The sequence below is a fragment of the Millionella massiliensis genome (assembly GCF_900104655.1).
Lineage (GTDB): Bacteria > Bacteroidota > Bacteroidia > Bacteroidales > Rikenellaceae > Rikenella > Rikenella massiliensis.
In genome coordinates this window covers 2,601,482-2,620,655 of record NZ_FNWD01000002.1, presented here as the reverse complement: position 1 = coordinate 2,620,655, position 19,174 = coordinate 2,601,482, and the positions used below count along the sequence as shown (strand labels likewise).

The 19,174-nt window shown below is 58.7% G+C and carries 12 protein-coding genes and 1 tRNA gene; 2 read left to right on the top strand and 11 right to left on the bottom strand.

The features are described 5' to 3' along the window. Positions 1-149: 149 nt before the first annotated feature. Entirely contained in the window at positions 150-1,016 is an 867-nt protein-coding gene (folP, locus tag BQ5379_RS10005; RefSeq protein WP_235846059.1) for a dihydropteroate synthase, read from the top strand. A gap of 467 nt (positions 1,017-1,483) precedes the next feature. On the opposite strand, the gene BQ5379_RS10000 is transcribed toward folP, so the two are convergent. The 6 genes from BQ5379_RS10000 to mnmH form a co-directional block, all read right to left on the bottom strand. Beyond that, a tRNA-Glu gene (locus BQ5379_RS10000) sits at positions 1,484-1,555 on the bottom strand. A 172-nt stretch (positions 1,556-1,727) separates the two neighbouring features. Then, entirely contained in the window at positions 1,728-2,816 is a 1,089-nt protein-coding gene (gene selD / locus BQ5379_RS09995) for a selenide, water dikinase SelD (RefSeq protein WP_235846058.1), read from the bottom strand. Beyond that, positions 2,791-3,000, bottom strand: coding sequence for a putative Se/S carrier protein (locus BQ5379_RS09990; protein ID WP_071135297.1), 210 nt, complete (start codon positions 2,998-3,000; stop codon positions 2,791-2,793). The genes selD and BQ5379_RS09990 overlap by 26 nt, the downstream gene beginning before the upstream one ends. Beyond that, positions 2,997-4,154 carry an aminotransferase class V-fold PLP-dependent enzyme gene (locus BQ5379_RS09985; RefSeq protein ID WP_205408203.1) on the bottom strand — a complete coding sequence of 386 codons (1,158 nt, stop codon included), beginning with the start codon at positions 4,152-4,154 and terminating at the stop codon, positions 2,997-2,999. The genes BQ5379_RS09990 and BQ5379_RS09985 overlap by 4 nt, the downstream gene beginning before the upstream one ends. Before the next feature lie 86 nt (positions 4,155-4,240). Continuing rightward, entirely contained in the window at positions 4,241-4,861 is a 621-nt protein-coding gene (yedF, locus tag BQ5379_RS09980) for a sulfurtransferase-like selenium metabolism protein YedF (protein ID WP_071135295.1), read from the bottom strand. 274 nt (positions 4,862-5,135) lie between these two features. Next, a complete protein-coding gene (gene mnmH / locus BQ5379_RS09975; protein WP_071135294.1) occupies positions 5,136-6,182 on the bottom strand; it encodes a tRNA 2-selenouridine(34) synthase MnmH in 1,047 nt (348 codons plus the stop codon). Positions 6,183-6,486: 304 nt separating this feature from the next. Between mnmH and BQ5379_RS09970 the strand changes: the two genes are divergently transcribed. Then, positions 6,487-7,779 carry a cysteate synthase gene (locus BQ5379_RS09970; RefSeq protein WP_071135293.1) on the top strand — a complete coding sequence of 431 codons (1,293 nt, stop codon included), beginning with the start codon at positions 6,487-6,489 and terminating at the stop codon, positions 7,777-7,779. A 373-nt stretch (positions 7,780-8,152) separates the two neighbouring features. Here BQ5379_RS09970 and BQ5379_RS09965 read toward each other — a convergent pair whose 3' ends face one another. From BQ5379_RS09965 to BQ5379_RS09945, 5 genes are all read right to left on the bottom strand, one after another. Continuing rightward, a complete protein-coding gene (locus tag BQ5379_RS09965; RefSeq protein WP_071135292.1) occupies positions 8,153-9,325 on the bottom strand; it encodes a M20 metallopeptidase family protein in 1,173 nt (390 codons plus the stop codon). Positions 9,326-9,689: 364 nt separating this feature from the next. After that, positions 9,690-11,579 (bottom strand): right-handed parallel beta-helix repeat-containing protein, encoded by a 1,890-nt coding sequence (locus BQ5379_RS09960; protein ID WP_083377705.1) that lies wholly within the window; start codon positions 11,577-11,579, stop codon positions 9,690-9,692. Positions 11,580-11,713: 134 nt separating this feature from the next. Then, positions 11,714-13,984, bottom strand: coding sequence for a carbohydrate-binding protein (locus BQ5379_RS09955; protein ID WP_071135291.1), 2,271 nt, complete (start codon positions 13,982-13,984; stop codon positions 11,714-11,716). Between the two features lie 349 nt (positions 13,985-14,333). Then, the gene (locus BQ5379_RS09950; RefSeq protein WP_083377704.1) at positions 14,334-16,217 is read right to left on the bottom strand and encodes a right-handed parallel beta-helix repeat-containing protein; all 1,884 of its coding nucleotides are present in this window, start codon (positions 16,215-16,217) and stop codon (positions 14,334-14,336) included. A 183-nt stretch (positions 16,218-16,400) separates the two neighbouring features. Next, entirely contained in the window at positions 16,401-18,464 is a 2,064-nt protein-coding gene (locus BQ5379_RS09945; RefSeq protein ID WP_235846057.1) for a glycoside hydrolase, read from the bottom strand. Between the last annotated feature and the right edge of the window lie 710 nt (positions 18,465-19,174).

The window sequence follows — 19,174 nt, the reverse complement described above, 5'->3', positions numbered from 1 at the left end:
CACCTGTACACTCTCCGGCAATCTCACCTGCAAACCGACGTTCGCAGCTCCATAAGAAACTATATTGCGGCACATTTGCCCCACAACTTTACTTACCCGGGCGGAGAGCTCACACGAAGCCTCCGCCCCATTCATAAAATTCCACACCCATGGAAATCAATATCGGAGGGCATCTGCACACGGCAGGCCCCGGTCATGAACAGGTGATGGCCATCATCAACATCACGCCCGATTCGTTTTTCGCCGGGAGCCGCCGGCAGAGCGACCGGGAAATTGCCCACGCCGTGGAACAGGCACTGCGCGACGGCGCCTCGATCCTCGACCTCGGCGGCTACTCGTCGCGTCCCGGCGCCACCGACATTCCGGCCGAGGAGGAGCTGCGACGGCTCGAACAGGGAGTCGCCACGGCCCGCACCGTCGCAGGCGACGACTTCCCGCTGTCGGTCGACACCTTTCGGGCCTCGGTGGTCGAAGCCCTTTACGACCGTTTCGGCGCATTCATCGTCAACGACATTTCAGCCGGCACGCTCGATCCCGCGATGATTTCGCTGGTCGGCCGGTTGAAGCTGCCCTACATCGCCATGCACATGCGCGGCACGCCGCAGACCATGACCTCACTGACCGACTATCCCGCCCGGGAGGGAGGCGTCGTGGGCGAGGTCTTGCGCTACTTTGTCCGCACGACGGCCGAAGCCCGCGAAGCCGGAATCCGCGATCTGATACTCGACCCCGGGTTCGGTTTCGCCAAGAGCGTGGATCAGAACTTCGAACTGCTCGCAGCACTCGACCGACTCTCGGTGTTCGGGTTTCCGATACTGGCCGGCCTCTCGCGCAAGAGCATGATCTGGCGAACCCTGGAGTGCACCCCGGCCGAAGCGCTGAACGGCACTTCGATGTTGAACTGGGAAGCCCTGCAACGGGGAGCAACGATTCTGCGCGTGCACGACGTACGCGAAGCCTCCGAAACCATCCGGCTGTTTCAGGCCTACCGGGCAGCCTCCCGCTCCGCCCGATAGCGGAATGCGAAACAATACAAAAAACGGGAACCAGCGGTTCATCCCCCATTCGAATGTTTTCCACTGGTTCCCGATGTATTTTTCAGACCGGAGAACGACCCGCCACTATCGCAGAAATTCACCTCTGAAATTCGCCGACCCATCTCCGGCACGACCTACTGCCCCCTTCCATTGTTTGCCGACCCCGCTTCTCCACCTCACCACCAGCACCTTCATTTCTTCCACAGATCATTTTCACAATTCCCCTCCCGCATTCCTTTCCCCATTCCCGCCACCATCGCGGTTTCATTTTCCAGATTCCCCTCCATCGTTTCCGTCCGTCGGGTACACCACCTGTATACCCCCCAAAAGACTTCCCCGGAAAATTCACAGCCGTTTTCTCCACCCTTCTCGCTTCCCCCATACATATTGCCTCAAACAAAAAAAGAAAAAGGACTGCTTTCTTTCAAAAGCAGTCCTTTTCGGCGTAGCCCCTAGGGGAATCGAACCCCTCTTCCAAGAATGAAAATCTTGTGTCCTAACCGATAGACGAAAGGGCCATCGTTTCAATTGCAGTGCAAAGGTAAGGCAAAATTCCGAACTTCCAAATTTTCGACGCACTTTTTTGCAAAAAATGTCGAAAAATTTTTGCCGTCGCGTGTTGACAATCGACCTTTAATTAATTAAAACACTAATAATCAGAGTATTATAAACAAACCACAACAACAGACCTTAAGGCAGCAAATAGACCGATCGATCGGCACGTTCGACCACCTCGCCCACCACGGCAGCCTGCGGATGAAGTCCCGAGGCCCGCAATTCAGCCACCGCTTCGTCGGCCCGCTCCGCATCCACCGCCATCAGCAGGCCTCCCGACGTCTGCGCATCGAGCGCCAACATCCGGTGGTCGGCGTCGCACTCCAACGACACGCGCTCCCGCACATGGTCCAGGTTGCGGAACACCGCACCCGGGATACACCCCTCGGCCACCAGTTCCATCGCACCGGCCAACACCGGCAGCGCACCGGCACGAATCCGGAACGACACCCCGCTGGCATCGGCCATCGACGCGGCGTGCCCCAACAGGCCGAAACCCGTCACATCCGTCGCCCCCGTCACCCCGAAGCGGCGCATCACCTCGGCTCCGGTACGATTCAGCAGCTTCATCTGCTCCAGTGCCCCGCGATAGACCTCGTCCGAGGCCATCTCCAGCCGACGCCCCGCAATGATGATCCCCGTTCCGAGCGGTTTGGTCAGGATCAGCCGCTGCCCGACCCGCGCACCGCTGTTGGTGACCAGCCGATCCGGCTCGACCGTCCCCACCACCGCCAGTCCGTATTTCGGCGGCCAGTCATCGATCGTATGCCCCCCCATGGTCAGGGCCCCCGCCTCGTTCACCTTGCTCTGTCCGCCGAGCAGAATCTCGCGCAGCACCCACAGCGGAATCTTCTCCGCCGGGAACATATTGAGGTTCAGCACCAGCAGCGGCCGTCCGCCCATCGCATAGACGTCGCTCAGCGAATTGGCCGCGGCGATCTGTCCGAACTCGAACGGGTCGGAACATACGGGCGGGAAGAAATCGGTCGTCACGATCAGCGCCGTATCGTCATTCAGCCGATAGACCCCCGCATCGTCGTGGGTCGAGACATCGACCATCACCCGGTTGTCTTTCAACATCGGGATCCCGCTCAACAGCTCGGTCAGTTTCGAAGCAGGGAGCTTGGCCGAACACCCCCCGTATTCGACCGTGGTCAGCAGGTCGAACGGTTCACGCTCCTCGACCGGAGCCGTCGCATCATTTTTCTTCATGGTAAGTCGCATCGATTCGGTTTTGCAACATCAACTCCCGGAACTCATCGATCCGGTCGTCGGAGACATAGATACACATGCCGCACTCGGTCGAATACTCCTCCGGTACGGGTCTTACGCGGCACTCCACCCCCGCCTTGCGGGCCGCAGCATCGGCCCGGATCACCTCCCGGGCATTTCGGAACAGAGCTATCATCGTTTTCGGGCAATTTCGTTCAACACCCCCAGCAGCGTTTCCAGATCGGCCGGCGTATGGTAAGGTGAGGCCGCCAGGCGCACCGTTCCCTGCGGGAAGGTTCCGATCGTACGGTGGGCCGCCGGAGCACAATGCAGGCCGGCACGCGTCTCAACTTCGTACTCCTCCCACAACAGCGCCGACAGGCGCGACGGGGTGAGCCGTTCGTGGGTAATCGAGACCAGTTCACCCTGACAACCCGGATCCGCGGCCCGATAGACCCGAAATCCGGGCAGCGCGGCCACCGCGGAGACCATATCCAGAAAGTCCTGCCGTTCGTGAGCCGCCCGGGGCCGGTGTTCGAGCGCCGCGCCCAGACCGGCCAGTCCGACCAAGTTGGGCGTTCCGGCTTCGAAACGGTCGGGCCACTCGTCGGGCATCTCAAAACTGTCGGAACGACTGCCCGTACCGCCGTAAATCAGCGGTTCGAGCCGCTGCGGATCCCGAGCGAAAAACCCGCCCGTTCCGGTCGGTCCCAATAGTCCTTTGTGGCCGGTAAAGATCGCAAAATCAACTCCCCAGGCATCGACCTCGATCGACGCACCGGGCAGGGACTGCGAGCAGTCGGTCATCACGCACAATCCCCGCGACCGGGCCCATGCGCAAATCTCCTTCAGCGGTTGGATCACGCCGTTCACGTTGCTCTGGTGATTGACGACCACCAGTGCGCCCCGCTCCGTATCCAGTGCCGCAAGTCGGTCGAGATCGACCGTTCCGTCCTCCCGTCCCGGCAGCACCTCCACCGTGATCCGTCCGAGACGCTCCAAGCGGGCCAGCGGGCGCATCACGGCGTTGTGTTCAAGCGGCGACACCCATACGCGCTTCTTCGGCTGTTGCCCCTCCCGGGAACACCCCTCGGGAAACAGCCCGTTCAACACCACATTCACGGCCGAAGTGGCCCCGGCCGTAAAGGCGATTTTCGAGGCATCGTCCACCCCCAGCAGTGCGGCCATCGCGTCGCGACACCCCTCCACGATGCGGGTAGCACGCAACACCCGGTCATAGGCGGCGCGTCCATACGTTCCGCCCTCCTGCGTCAGAAAACGGCACATCGCCTCGGCCACCTCCGGCGGCTTCGGAAAACTGGTGCTCGCGTTATCGAAATAGAGATTCACGGTCAAATTTCTTTAAATGATGGATTCGACGCAACAGGATCGGCACACATGATTCTGTCATCCACGGTAGTTCGACACCCCCCGCATTAGGGATAGACCACATGGCCGGTCTGCGACAGCACTTCGGTGATCTTGAACATGTTGCTGACCGTGCCTACCGCCAGCCGTTCCTTAACGCCGTAGAAGTCGAGACAGGTGCCGCACACCAGAATCTTCACTCCGCGTCTCTCCAGTTCCTGCAACGCCGGCACCGTATCGCTGCCCTCCAGCGCCAGGTGCACGCCGCCGTTGTAGAACAGCATGTGGTCGGGCAGACGGTCCGCATCGCCCAGCGCGTTGATGAACGCCCGCAGCAGAATCCGCCCCAGATCGTCATTTCCCTCGCCCATGCGGTCGCTGCGCACGGCCACACAATAACCCTTCGCTGCCGGGACTGCCGCCAAAGGACGGGCGGGCACTCCGCACACCGGATCGGGCGACGACGGCGCCGCCCCGGCCGGAACCGAACTCAACGTGAACCGCAACCGGTCCTCTTCGGCCCGGAACGCGATTCCCAGCTCAGTCAGATAGCTTTTCAGGTTGGAAAAGGCGGTCGGATTGTCAGTCAGCACCTCGAATTCGTCGCCCGGCGCTGCGGCCGCAATGGCCCGCTTGGTCATAATCAGCGGTTGGGGACACAATTTACCCCGTGTATCGATTGTTTTCATAAACTGTATAATTTTCGATCGATCATCGACTTGTCAGCTCATCACTTTCCTGTTCGCCTCGAGCGGATTCCCATTCTCACTTCCAACCCCACGCCCCGCTTTCAAGCAAGACAGCCCCCCAGTAACACCTCCGACACACGCACCGCCCGCGAAAAAGAGCATCAGGCCGTATCCATCAATTTATTCAACACTTCATCTCAAAACAGCTAAACATCACACTTACAAAACTCCTCCTCACCTTCAACTACCGTAGCATTATACAAAACCCCCAAACTCAACGTTCCCCGCCAGAGGGGTCGGCCAGCGATCCGAACCGCTCGACCAGCAACGCCGCCGTCGCCTCGGGATCGTCCTCCGACACGGCACATTCGACGAACGGTCGCCCCTCTTTGTGCAACGACCTCGTGTAGCACTTGTCGTAATAGCGCATGGCGATCTCGGCCGCCTCGTCGATCCGCCCCTCCTCCAACGCCCTCAGCGCCCGCGGATAGCCATCGCCGAGTCGCTTGGCAATCTTGCCGAAAGCCGCCGCGAGTTCCTCCGTCGAGAAGCGACCGTATTCGGCCACCAGCCGCCGCAAACGAGGCTCCGTCGGCAACGAAAAGAGCACCAGCGGCGCCGCCTGCATCATGCGGAACAGTTCGGGCGGTACGCTCACATGACCGATCGCCTGGCTTTCGCCCTCGACCCACACCGGCCGTGCCGGGTCCATCCCCCGCATGGCATGGTGAATCCGGTTGATGAACTCTTCGGTAGTAGGCTGCTCGCCTTCGCCCAGCGCCCCAAATACAGAGCCTTTGTGGCAGGCCAGCGCTTCGAGATCGAGCACCTGCTCGCCCCGACGGGCCATGGCCCGCAAAATATCGCTCTTGCCGCAACCCGTAAAGCCGCCCACCTCGATCAGTCGCCACGGCCGTGTGGCCAGCAGTTCGACGAACGAGCGCCGGTAAGCCCGGTAGCCCCCTTCGAGCACCACCGCCTGCATGCCGGCCGTACGCATCAACCATGCCATGCTACCGCTGCGCATGCCGCCGCGCCAACAGTAGAGGAAAAGCGTCCGGCCGTCGGCCGCCGCACGCGCCGTGCGGACAAAGCCGGCCAGTTTCGGCCCCACAATCTCCAGACCACGTTCGACGGCTTCGTTGCGTCCCACCTGCGTATAAATCGTCCCCACCTCGGCCCGTTCGGCATCCGAGAAGAGCGGCAGACTCAACGCGCCGGGGATATGCCCCGCGCGGTATTCGCCGGGGCTGCGCACGTCGAAAATCACGCCGCTGCTTCCCGCCGCCAGAAATTCATCAGCAGTAAGTACCTGTTTCATAATCTTATTCGAATCACCCCCGCGACGCACACTTCACCTTTCGTCCATTCCCTCCTGCTCGCAGGCCGCTCGCCGGACACCATCCCCCGGGGGCAAACAACAAGTAAAGGTACGCAATTTTCCGAAGCAACGACCGTCCGTCCCCGCCCAGAAATACTCCAGACACCCTTCCGCCCCCCGATATGGGTATTTATACCCATTCCGGCAGCAAACTGTTTTTTGTACCTTTGCAGCGAGAAAATAGCTCTGAAACAACCGATCGGCGGCGTTCAACCGCCCGCCACAGACATAAACCATCTACGGAATGGAGAATTTCAAACCCACCCGCTATACCCTTATCAACGTAGAAACCGGTCGCGAATTCGAAGACGAAGGCTGGATGCTCGACGACCCGCAAGCCCACGAACCGGCGCTCATCCGCGCCCAGTATGAAAACCGCCAGCTCAACGTCCGCGGCGAAGAGTACGGCATCTACCGCTACTGCGACTGGCTGCCGATCCGCCGGATGCTCAAGGGCAGCCACGCCCCAGTCACCTACAAAAGCGTCAAACTGGCCAACCACCTGGGACTGAAAAACCTCTACATCACCTTCAGCGGTTATTTCCCGCAAGTAGGCGCACGGATGACCACCTGCTCGTTCAAGGAGACCGAAGCCTACAACGTCTGCGCCCGACGCGCCGAAAACGAGAAGCGGGTGCTGGTGGTCGCCTCGGCCGGCAATACCGCCCGCGCTTTCGCCAAAGTATGCTCCGACAACAAGATTCCGCTGCTGCTCTCCGTTCCCGAAGAGAACATCAACGCCCTGTGGTTCGACGCTCCGCTCGACCCCTGCGTCAAACTGATCGCTCCGCAGGTCGGCGGTGACTACTTCGACGCCATCCACCTGAGCAACCTCGCCCTCCAGTCGCCCATGTTCTACGCCGAAGGGGGCGCCAAGAACATCGCCCGACGCGACGGCATGGGGACCACCGTCCTCTCGGCAGCCACCACCATCGGCCGGATCCCCGACTACTACTTCCAGGCCGTGGGCAGCGGCACCGGTGCCATCGCCGCCTGGGAAGCCAACCAGCGACTCATCGAAGACGGCCGCTTCGGCAATACGGTGATGAAACTGATGGTATCGCAGAACGTACCCTTCGTGCCGATGTACGATGCCTGGCGCGCCGGCAGCCGCGACATGCTCCCCTACGATCCCGACCAGGCACGTGCCGACGCCGAAGCCATCGACGCCAAAGTACTCTCGAACCGCAAACCGCCGTACAGCCTCCATGGCGGCCTGTACGATGCCCTGGTAGCCACCGGCGGCGACATCCTCGTGGCCACCAACGAAGAGGCCCGCGCAGCCCGCAAACTCTTCGAAGAGCTCGAAGGTGTAGACATCTACTCCGCAGCCGGCGTCGCCCTGGCCACCCTGATCCAGGCCGTCAGAAACGGACAGGTCGATCCCGAAAAGATCGTCATGCTGAACATCACCGGCGGCGGCGAACGCCACTTCCAGCGCAACAAGGAACTCTGGTACCTCAAACCCCACCACGTCTTCCCGCTCGATCCCAAGCCCGACTACGTGGTGCGCACGGTCGAAAAGCTCTTCGCCTAACCCCCGGCGAGGAAGACGAGAGACAGCGGGGGGCCGGCAAGACAGGCTGCAGAAACAGAAACTGGCTCGGGGCCTAAAGTTGAACTTTGAAACCGGGAATTAAAGGCAGAGGCATAAAGTCAGACTGCACATACAGCACCACCAGTTAGAAAAATCTGACGCGAGAAAGGCTCGGAACGATCCTAAACCGACAACCCTTTTCAAGGTTTCAAAGCCACGATCCCGAAAAGCCACATGCCACCAGCTCGGGGCACCTCCGACAAGTTCTCCCAAATACGAAAAACGATAAAGCGATCGGCGGATTTTCCTGCAGGAAAATCCGCCGATCGCTTTTTGTATATATAGGGGAAAGCATCTCCCCCGCGCACGGCCGCTACTCAGCGCAGCCCGACAACCTCAACGCCATCGCCGCCAGCATCGCAACCCCATAAGGGATCGCCCGCTCGTCGGCCACGAAAGCGGCATTGTGCAACGGAATGTCGCACTCGACGCCCCAACGGAAAAAGACCGACGGATAACGCACCGAATAGGAGCCAAAATCCTCGGCCGTCATGCGTCGCGGGATATCGACTGCAGCCTGCGCTCCAAAAGTTTCGGCAGCCACCTCACGAGCCGTGGCCGTCAGCCGCTCATCGTTCAGCACACAGGGATAACCCACCATCAGATCGACCTCGGCCGTACAACCGTAGGCAGCCGTTGTCTGTTCGGCCACCTCGCGGATACGGCGGTGCGCCTCCTTACGCCACTCCTCGTCCATTGTGCGGAAAGTCCCTTCGACCTCCACCTGATCCGGAATAATGTTGGTGGCCCCGTCGGCAATCACCCGCCCGAACGACAGCACCGACGGCGTGAAGGCGTAGTTGTTGCGGCTCACGATCTGCTGCATCGCCACGATCATGGCCGAAGTGGCCAGCACCGGGTCTTTCAGCAGGTGCGGCAGACCACCATGTCCGCCCTTACCGTGAACCGTGATGTGGATTTCGTCGGTCGAAGCCATGAAGGTGCCGCTGCGCAGACCGATCTGACCGACCTTCAGTTCGGGCGAGACATGTCCGCCGACAAAGGCCCGCGGTTCCATCCCGTCGAAGACCCCCTCTTTCAGCACAATCGAAGCGCCACCGGGCCACAACTCTTCGCCCGGCTGGAAAAGCCCCAGAATCGTACCGTCGAACGTCTCGCGCCGCGCCTGCAACAGCACCAGCGCCCCCAGCAGGGCCGACGTATGGAGATCGTGACCGCAGGCGTGCATGGCTCCATCCGCACAGGCAAACGGAAGCCCGGAGGCTTCGGTAATGGGCAGCGCATCCATGTCGGCGCGCAACACCACCGGATGGATCGGGTCGGCCGTACGTCCGTCGATCCGGGCCAGAACACCCGTCCCGGCCACCTTTTTATACGAGATACCATGCTGGTCCAGCACCTGACAGATCAGCGCCGAAGTCCGATGCTCCTCGAACGAGAGTTCGGCATGACGGTGGATTTCGCGTCTCCACTCCACCACCTGCGCCGCCAACTGTTGGGCGGCCTCGAAAACAGAATTGCTCATAAAAAACGATGTAAACAGCCCGACCGGTTCAAGTCGCTCAGTCGTGCGACTTGTACACATCCCGGCAGGCAACAACGACCGCTAAGGTACGCAATTTTAAGGTTCGGCATTGTTTTCGAACTATCGAAGACCGCAAACGACACCATTTTCATCCATTCCACGACATCCGCGTCATTCTTTCCGTTTCTCCGGTTTCTGCTCTCCCCCTATACACCTATCTACTCAGTCCGCGTGTTTCCTCGCTCACTCCCTGCACAAAAAAGCCGATCCATCCCGAAAGGATGAATCGGCCATACACTGCATTTTCCAACGGGCTAGTTCCCAAGGGAGGACTCTTTTCTCCCGGAGCACCGCGAATCTCACATTACCAGACCTTCAGCCGCTGACTGCCGGACGACAGCCCTTCAACCGGCCCCGGAGTCGGAGTGTCTGCAGAACGAGCCTTACCGAAGAAATCGACCGGAACTTCAAGCGGCGTTCCGTCGGGATTCTCATATGCGTAACCCGCCAATTTGGTGATGCCCAGCAGAGACGCATCGACCGGACGGGTCTGAAGGCCAGCCACGGCGGCCGGGTCGACCGTAAATTTCAGATACACTTCACCGGGCGTCTCCTCCAGCGTGACCTGCGGATCGTAATCGGCCGCCACAACGCCTTGGTCGCGCTCCTTCATCGGCCGGGCGCCTCCACAGAACAAATTACCGGCAGCATAGATGGGATATTGCGCCGACTCAAAGACAACCAGCCCGAAATTCCCCTTCGCATTGGCCCGTCCAACAAAAATATTGTTATAAAAGCGGTGGTCACCGTGCGTGATGGTACGGATCCCTTTCACCTCGGTCGAATGGTTCAGGTGATAGGGCGTATAACGCATGTCGTCCTGCCCGTTAAAGTCCCCGGCAAAGAGGTTGTACAGATAGGCCCCGCCATCGGAACTTTCATACACGGAGTGAGGCGAGAGCATAATGTTGTTGTCCACCACATACGGCCCGTGGTCCACCTCCAGGAAGAGGTCCTGGGCCAGGTTGTCGTACAGCAGATTGGAAGAGACACGCGCCCCCTGGGCCATCCAATCGAGCCATATTCCGAAATTCCCGGTCTTGTGGATACGGTTGTTATGAATGTAGGTGTCGATCGCACCGTGGAGTTTGATACCGGCCATCTCGGCCCCGCCAAACTGCTGTTTGACCAGGATATTGTAGATATGGTTTCCGTAGATTTCGCTGAAGGCGGCACCCATGCTGCCGCAAATACCGGTCTGCTCACAGTCTGAGATCACGTTGTTCCGGACGATGTGCGAACCGACTTCGTCTTTACACCATCCGGCTCTCAATACATTGAAAATAACCTCAATGTAGTGAGCCGTACCGTCCAGACGGCGGTCGTTGCACTCCAGATTGTGTCCGCTGCTCCGCTCCTTGCCCAGCGTAATCCCATTACAACGGGAGTTGCGAATCACATTGTTTTCGATAATCCACCCTTTGCACCAGTGCGTACCGATCATCCCCACCTGTTCGGCCGTCGGAGCAGCCCACTGGGTTGCCGCCTGACTGACATGGAATCCTCGGATGGTGATGTAGTCGAGCCCCTGACGGGTCGGATAGAAGCAGGTTGGACGGACGGCAATTTCGACCGTCTCGCGATTGGGATCTACGTCACCGAAGTTAGCATAGATCGTGGTATTGTCGGCATCCACCACCGCGTGCCATACCCGCGTGGTACCCTCGGGATCGCGCAGGGTGCGAATCGTATCGGGTGTCATCACCTTACCCAGGCTGTCGGTCTCATAGAGTGACACGTCGTTCAGATAGACGTCACCCGTATGGTGCACATGACCGTAGTTGGCAAACCAGTCGCCGAAGATGCGGTCATTGTACGGATTGTATGCTCCGAAGAAGGTGTTTGGCAGCACCACTTTCCACACTCCCCGGGCCTTCTTCTCTTTGACCCAGTTTTTGATCAGCTCCGACCCTTTCAGATGGGCCGTTTCGCCATCGGCCACGCGGTAGAGGATTCGTTTAGAGTCACTTTCACCGCCGTTCAGCGGGTTGACCCATTCGCGGTAGGTCCCTTCGTGCACCGTGACCGTATCGCCGGGCAGGGCACGCTGAGCCGCTTCGTTAATGGTTTTCAGGGGTGCGGAGATACTGCCATCATTCGCATTACTCCCTCCCGGAGCTACATGATACTCCTTGGCATACAGCGCCGTAGTACAGAGGCACGAGGCTGCAAGCAGACAAAAAAACTTTTTCATCGTTCTACGTAATTGATTTTTATGAGGTTATATGTTTTCTTTGAAATGCGGCCGAACGACGAATCTGACCGGGGACCGGACGGTCCGTTCAGACCCTCATCGCGTCCGACGGGAACGGGAAACCTTCAATCCGGCTACTCCTGTTTGGGCCATACACGCCACTCCTGCGGCCCGAAGGTTCCGATCTCAAACGCCCCGGGGCTGGGATTCCCGCTCCGTTTCCGGTCCAGATAGTCCCGGTCGACCCGCAATCGGCTACCATCCGGATTCGTAAACTCCTGATCCGGAACGACCGCTTTACCCAGGGTCGACGTTGTGACTGTTTTGCATTTTATTTTCCCTTTCCACGCAGCCGGCACATTCATCGACAGATACCAACCGTCCGACTTCTGCACCAGCTTCACGGCCGGGTCCGACAGGGAGTCGGCAAAAGCCGTATGGTCGTCCACAGCCGCGTGTGCACCTGCTGCAAACACATTGGCGCCATACACGATCGGCAGTTCGTGGTTACTCCAGTCGCCGAGCGAGGCCCGTTCGAGCAGCAGGTTGTTGTACCACCTGAAATCCCCGCCCCGATTGACCGTCTTGCCCGCCGAGATCGTCCCGTGCGGTTCATAGAAGAAGGTCTCACGGATGTCGGGATTTCCCGATATGCCGCCGCAAACCAGGTTATGTACCGCGGCTATCCCCTGTGATGACAAGGTCATGGCCTTGCGGGAGAGCATAATGTTGTTGGCTACGAGAGTCGGGCCGTGGCACACCTCGACAAAGAGGTCTTCACACTGGTCGTTGTCGTGGAAAAGGTTACCGATCACCTGTACCCCCTGCGCGCCCCAGTCCAGCCACAAACCGCGGATCGATCGATAGATGTGGTTGTTCCGCAAAATCGCATCACAGGCAAAATGCAGCTTGATACCGGCCATTTCGGCTCCGGTAAAGCTCTCGTTCATACAGATGTCGTGAATCTCGTTACCCTCGATCAGGCTGAACGCCCCGCCGCTGCATCCGACAATACCGGCCTGTCCGCACTCGTAGATATGGTTATTGCGCACAATGTGGAATCCGACATCCTCTTTGTTCCAGGACGCACGATCGAAATAGTCGATCAACTGTTGCAGGGTCTGTCCGCCGCCCGGTTCGGGATAGATCTTCGGAGGGAGTTTCTGATAGTGGTGGGCATGGCCAAAGGTCGGACGACCGAGCGAAATACCCGAACAACGCGAATTGCGGATCGTGTTGTTTTCGATGATCCACCCTTTCGACCAACGGGTCCCCACCAGTCCGGGTTGTTCGGCCGAAGGCGGTGCCCAGTTCGTGGCTGCGTTTTCCAGAATGAAACCGCTGATCGTGATATAGTTGACGCCTGCCCGATCCGGATAAAAGACCTGCGGACGCACCGTGATTTCGACCTCCTCTTTGTTCGGGTCGATGCCATTGGGGAATTGCGCCCAGATTGTCGTTTGGCCATTCTGTTTCACGGCCGGAGCCCTCAACACAAAGCAGATGTCGTTTGTACCGGCCAGTTTCCGGTTCATCTTGATCGGGAACACGGCAAACGCTTCCCACCCGCCGGTGTTCGTCACCATGCTCAGCCCGAGCAACTCACCGGACGGATCGTTCAACCGCGCCTCCACGATTCCGCCTTTGGCCAACGTAGCGGCCTGAAAAAACAGCGTGTCGGTTCCGGCGCCGAAATCAACCCCGTCGAAATGGAGCACCGACCCGTCTTTCAGATATCCGAACGGCCAGCGGTCGGCCACTGCAATGCAGATTGCCTGGTCACCGCCTTCGACGGAAGCCTGCATGGAGGTCATTTTTTCTCCCGTGGCGGGGCGGATCCACTCGATGTTCATCAACACAGGCCCGCCGTTACCGTCAGCTTCGGCATACCAGCGGGGCTGCCCGTCGATCGGACGCAGAATCTGATCGCGCGAAAAGATCTCGCGCAACCGCTGTCCATTCAGCAGCACCTCGCCGGTGTGGTTCGGCCGCCCGTCACTGTTGTACCAGCTTCCATAGATCAACTCGTCAAACGGATTGAAAGTACCGAAAAACGTGTTCGGTAAAGTCACTCTCCAGGTATCGTGCTGCACTTTCACCCAACCGGAAACGGGCTCAGAACCGCTCACTACGACACGCTCGCCGGGAGCGGCACGGTACGTGATACGCATCCGATCGGAGGTACCCCCCCGAGATGGAACGATGCACTCCCGATAGGTTCCTTCGTGCACCGTGACCGTATCACCCGGCATGGCACGCCGGGCCGCTTCGTTAATGGTTTTCAGAGGTGCGGCGATGCTGCCGTCGTTGGCATTACTGCCGGTGAGCGAGACGTGGTACTCCCGCGCTGACACCGACACTCCGCACATACACAATGCGGAGAGCAGACAAAAAAAACGGTTCATAATGGGTTTGGGCTAGTATTAAATAAGGCGAATAAACTTTCAAGTCGAAACATTCACTGTTTACGACTCAATCGATTCATCAAATATACGACAAAATATACAGACCTGCTCGGAATCTGACCGTTAAATTCGTCATACCCGACCTCTGTCCGTATGCTTTGCAGTTCGTTTGCCATTCATCCCCCCCAATGTAAACTCTCCGCTGATAGTGCTCAACACCACCCGTTCAATCCTCACACAAAAAAGCCGATCCACCCCCGGAAAGGATGAATCGGCCATACACTGCATTTTCCAACGGGTGCTATCCCCCCAAAAAACTCATTTCTCCCGGAGCACCGTAAATCTTAGGTTACCAGACCTTCAGCCGCTGACTGCCGGACGACACCCCTTCGACCGGCCCCGGAGTCGGAGTCTCCACAGAACGAGCCTTGCCGAAGAAATCGACCTGTACGTCAAGCGGTGTTCCGTCGGGATTTTCATACCCGTACCCCGACAACTGGACGGTACCCAGCCGTGCGGCATCGACCGGACGGGTCTGCAGGCCAGCCGTCGCGGCACCGTCGACCGTAAAGGTCATGTAAACCCCATCTGAAGTCTCCTCCAGCCGGATTTGCGGATTGTAATCGGCCGCCACGACGCCCTGCTCGCGACCCTTCATCGGCCGGGCTCCGTTGCAAAAGAGATTCCCGGCGGCATAAATGGGCAGCTGGGCCGTATCGTAAAGCGCCAAACCGCACTTTTCCTGCCCCTTGCGCCCCACAAACACATTGTTATAGAAACGGTGGTCGCCGATCAGAAACGACCGGACCCCCTTGACCTCCGTAGAGTGGTTCAAGTGGTACGGGATATAACGTGCATCGTCGCGCCCGGTGACCGTACCGCCAAACAGATTGTACAGATAGGCCCCGCCGTCGGAGACCTCGTTCACGGAACAGGCCGACAACATGATGTTGTTGTCCACCATGAAGGGCCCGTGGTCCACCTCGAAAAAGAGATCCGACGTACCGTTATTGTACAGCAGGTTGGACGAGACGCGTGCCCCCTGGCTCATCCAGTCGAGCCAGATCCCGATGTGGCCGACGCGGTGAATGCGGTTATGATGGATATAGGTATCGATTGCACCGTGGAGCTTGATTCCGCCCATTTCGGCCCCGGCAAACTGCCCTGTGACCCAGATGTTGTAGATATGATTGCCGTATATCTCGCTGAACGCACCTCCCAGACTGCCACAGATACCGGTCTGTCCGCAATCGGAGATCACGTTGTTCCGGACGATGTGCGAACCGACCTGCTCCTTGTTCCAACCGGCACGCAGCGCCCGGAAGATGACCTCCAGATAGTGGGCCATCCCGTCCAGTCGCGTGTCGTTGCACAGGAGGTTGTGGCCCGTGGGACGCTCCTTGCCCAACGTGATGCCGCTGCAGCGCGAGTTGCGCACCACATTGTTCTCGATGATCCACCCTTTGCTCCAGTGCGTACCGATCATCCCCACCTGTTCGGCCGTCGGGGCCGCCCACTGGGTTGCCGCCTGGCTGACGTGAAACCCGCGCAGGGTGATGTAATTCAACCCCTGACGGGTCGGATAGAAACAGGTCGGACGGACAGCGATCTCGACCGTCTCGCGATTGGGATCCACGTCACCGAAGTTGGCATAAATCGTGGTATTGTCGGCATCCACCACCGCGTGCCATACCCGCGTCGTTCCCTGCGGATCGCGCGTGCTGCGGACCGTGTCGGGAGCCAGCACCTTCTCGACGCTGCGCGTTTCGTACATCGAAACGTCATTCAGGAAAACATTCCCCGTGTGGGGTTTGCCCCAGGGCGTAAACCAGTCGCCCACAATCGGATCGTTATAGGGGTTGTAGGCTCCGAAAAAGCTGTTCGGCAGCACCACTTTCCACACGCCCGGGGCCTTCTTCTCCCTTACCCAACTCTTGATCAGTTCCGAACCCTTCAGGTGGACCGTTTCGCCATCGGCTACGCGGTAGAGGATTCGCCTGGAGTCACTTTCGCCGCCGTTCAGGGGATTCACCCATTCGCGGTAAGTCCCCTCGTGCACCGTGACCGTATCGCCCGCCAAAGCGCGCTGAGCCGCAGCGTTGATGGTTTGCAGCGGGGCAGCTGCACTGCCGTCATGGGCATCGCTGCCGGTGGGAGAGACGTGGTACTCCCGTGCCGACACCGACACTCCGCACATACAAAGTGCGGAAATCAGACAAACAATTCGTTTCATAAGTTTTGGGGTTAGTGTAAAGTAAGAGATAACGTAAACCGGGAGAGGGATCTACACCCAAAGAGCGTTCGCAACCGGCACCATCTGCGCAGCGCGGCTCGCGCGGTTTGTCGAGCCCACCCGACCGAAGCCACCTGCGTCCTCCACATGCCGCGGTCGATCACAGCCCATACCGCAGCCGGGCTACGGCAGGCGAACCAGCTGCCACTGACGGTGGTAGTCCATCGGCATATCGGCACATGCACCGAGTCCGACACGTGTTCCGGCGGCGAGGTTACCCTCCTGCAACTCCAACGCCTTCGTCCCGTCCGGAGTGACAAGCTGATAAAACATCCCGTCGACCGGCTCGATCCGGAAACGCTGCTTCCCGACGGCCTGTTTCGAGTGGCTCAGCCCATCGCCCTGCTCTGAAACAATCAGCACCTCTCGCTGCTCATTACGCAGGACATACCGTCCGGCTTTGCCTTTCAACACCCATCGCTGAGCCGGCAGGTAGCGGTTTTCAACGACCCGTACCGCTCCGCTGTCGGCCTGCAGGGCCAGACCGGCCGCACCTCGCGGCACAATCGCGTAGGAGGTTCCTGCCTTCAGAGGTTCCGCAGGGCGTTGTGCCGGGTCGGCCAGCGGCACGATCAGCGTGGCGATGCTGTTGGCCGGCAGAGTGTAGCTCAGCACCCCGTCCCGGAAGGAATGGTTGTAACAAACGGCCAAATCCTGTTCCCGGGTGGTCAGCCGACAGGTAACCCCATCGCCGCTCGCCCGAAAGAGCGACAGATCGGCACGGTGGCAGACGGGCAGCGAATCCGTATTGAGCGCTACGATGACCAGCGTATCACGCGCCGCGTTGCGGGCCACGAGCGTCTGCTCGTTGAGCGAGGTCAGGAACGTATATCCGGCCTTGATGTATTTGGTAAAATGCTGACGAACCGCATAGTTTTTGACCTTTTCGTAGGTCTGCGCCTTGAAGTCACCGCGAACCAGGCACCACTGGTCGGTACGCTCCTCGACATACTGCCAGTCGGCCCAGTACTCGGGCATCATGTACCGGATGTCGTCCATCAGTTTCCGGGCCAGGGCAAGATTGCCGGCCAACCCCGTCCCGCCGAAACCCACCTCGCTCATACAGAGCGGCATACCAGCCTCCCGGCAGCGTGCATTCAATCGGCTGCGACTGGGTTGATCGGCCTGGTACGAGTGTACGTTCCACTGCCCGATGAGGTCCAGGATTCCGGCCTCGCGATAGGCATCGAACCCTTCGACACCCTGAGCCACGCTCGACTCGTCCGAAGCGGCAATCACCGTACGGAGGCCCGACTTCTTCAGAATTGGGGCAAGAACCTTGAGAAACGCAATCTGCGAGCTGTAGTCGAAGTGGCACCCCTCCTGAATCCCGTTGGCCCACCAGTAACTGGTCATCGACTCGTTAAAGGGTTCCAGCGTGCGGAACTCGATGCCATACTCCTCCTTATAGTGTTTGCAGACATCCACCAGATAATGCGCGAACTCTTCGTAATACTCCGGTTTCAGATTGTCCTTCCCGGGATCGGCGTTACCCGAACAGCAACCGCTGTAAGTCATGTAATAGGGGCATGAATTGCTGAAGGCTTCGAACACGGCGTCGGGTCGCTTTTCCCGGATCTTGAGCAGAATCTTCCGCTGGGCCGCATCACGCTCCCAGACATAGGCACCGCCGGTCGAATCCTTGAATCCCTCCATCTCGGCACGCAGCCCCTTGCCCTGTCCCATTCCCATGTGATGCGGCGTGCAGTGACGGTTCAGCGGGTCGTCCCCGCCGCCGATATTATAACGAAAATAGCTGAAGTTCAATCCGTCGGGACTCACCAGCCAATCCACAATCTCGTCGATCTTCTCATCGCTCCACCGGCCGCACATATTGGCCCACCAGCACAACGACACTCCCCAGCCCCGGAACCGCTGGCGTTCGGCCTCGGGGTTGACTACGTAGCAGATCGTATCGACCGTCATCGGTTCAGCCAACGTCGACACCTCCTTCGCGTCATTCGGCCTCGTCGCACCACCCGGTGTCGGTCGATCCATCCCGGGTTCGGCCACCACTTGCGCCGGTTCCGAAGCGGTTTCACAAACAGTTCGATCGGTCGAAACAGGTTCTGCCGCGTATGCCGGGCAGTCCGCCGGCCGTGTCCCGACATGCTGTCCCCGAGCCATCCCGCCGAAAAACAGGCACCATGCCACCGCAAAGAGCAATTTTGAAATCTGACTTTTCATGATGTTCGTGTGTTTTATGATTACCCGGATGCAACACATCCTGAACTCCAGTTATCCCGTACCGCATCATGCTCAAAATCCCCGACACCGCTTCGTTCCCCTACCACCGACAAACTACTCGAAATGACAGCAACATTCCCACTCGCAGTCCCAACGCCTCACCCCTATTACGCAATCGTTTGCATAAAAGTAGATATTATCCCCCGATTATCCAAATCAAAAAATAAACCTCACGTTATCAAAAGTTCTCGGCATCGGTTTATTTTGGTCCCATATTCTATTCATAATCTTTTACATAGCAGACATATTGAATCGATCCGTTAATTCGTCACCTTCATGCAATCGATTGTCTAAACCATTACATATTACCACAAAGCGATTAAACCAACGACAGTGCCCCGGAATACCCTCCCAACCGCATTCCCAATCTCCGCCACGCCATAACAAGGTTCACCCTCCTCAAAACCATCACAAGGAGCTTCACTTTCCGCCCCCCGTCACGCTACCCCTCACCCAATTCCAACCGCGCAAACTCCCTTTCGCAGACTTAGTCATGCGATATCGCTCCATACCATATACTAGCAACTGCATCCACCCGAGAAATACCTGAAAAACAGAAGAAAGGCTGCTCCGGTAACAGGACGTGTTCCTACATTTAACCCTGCATGTCACGCCCAACATAACACACCGTTGATTCCCCATAGTCCCAC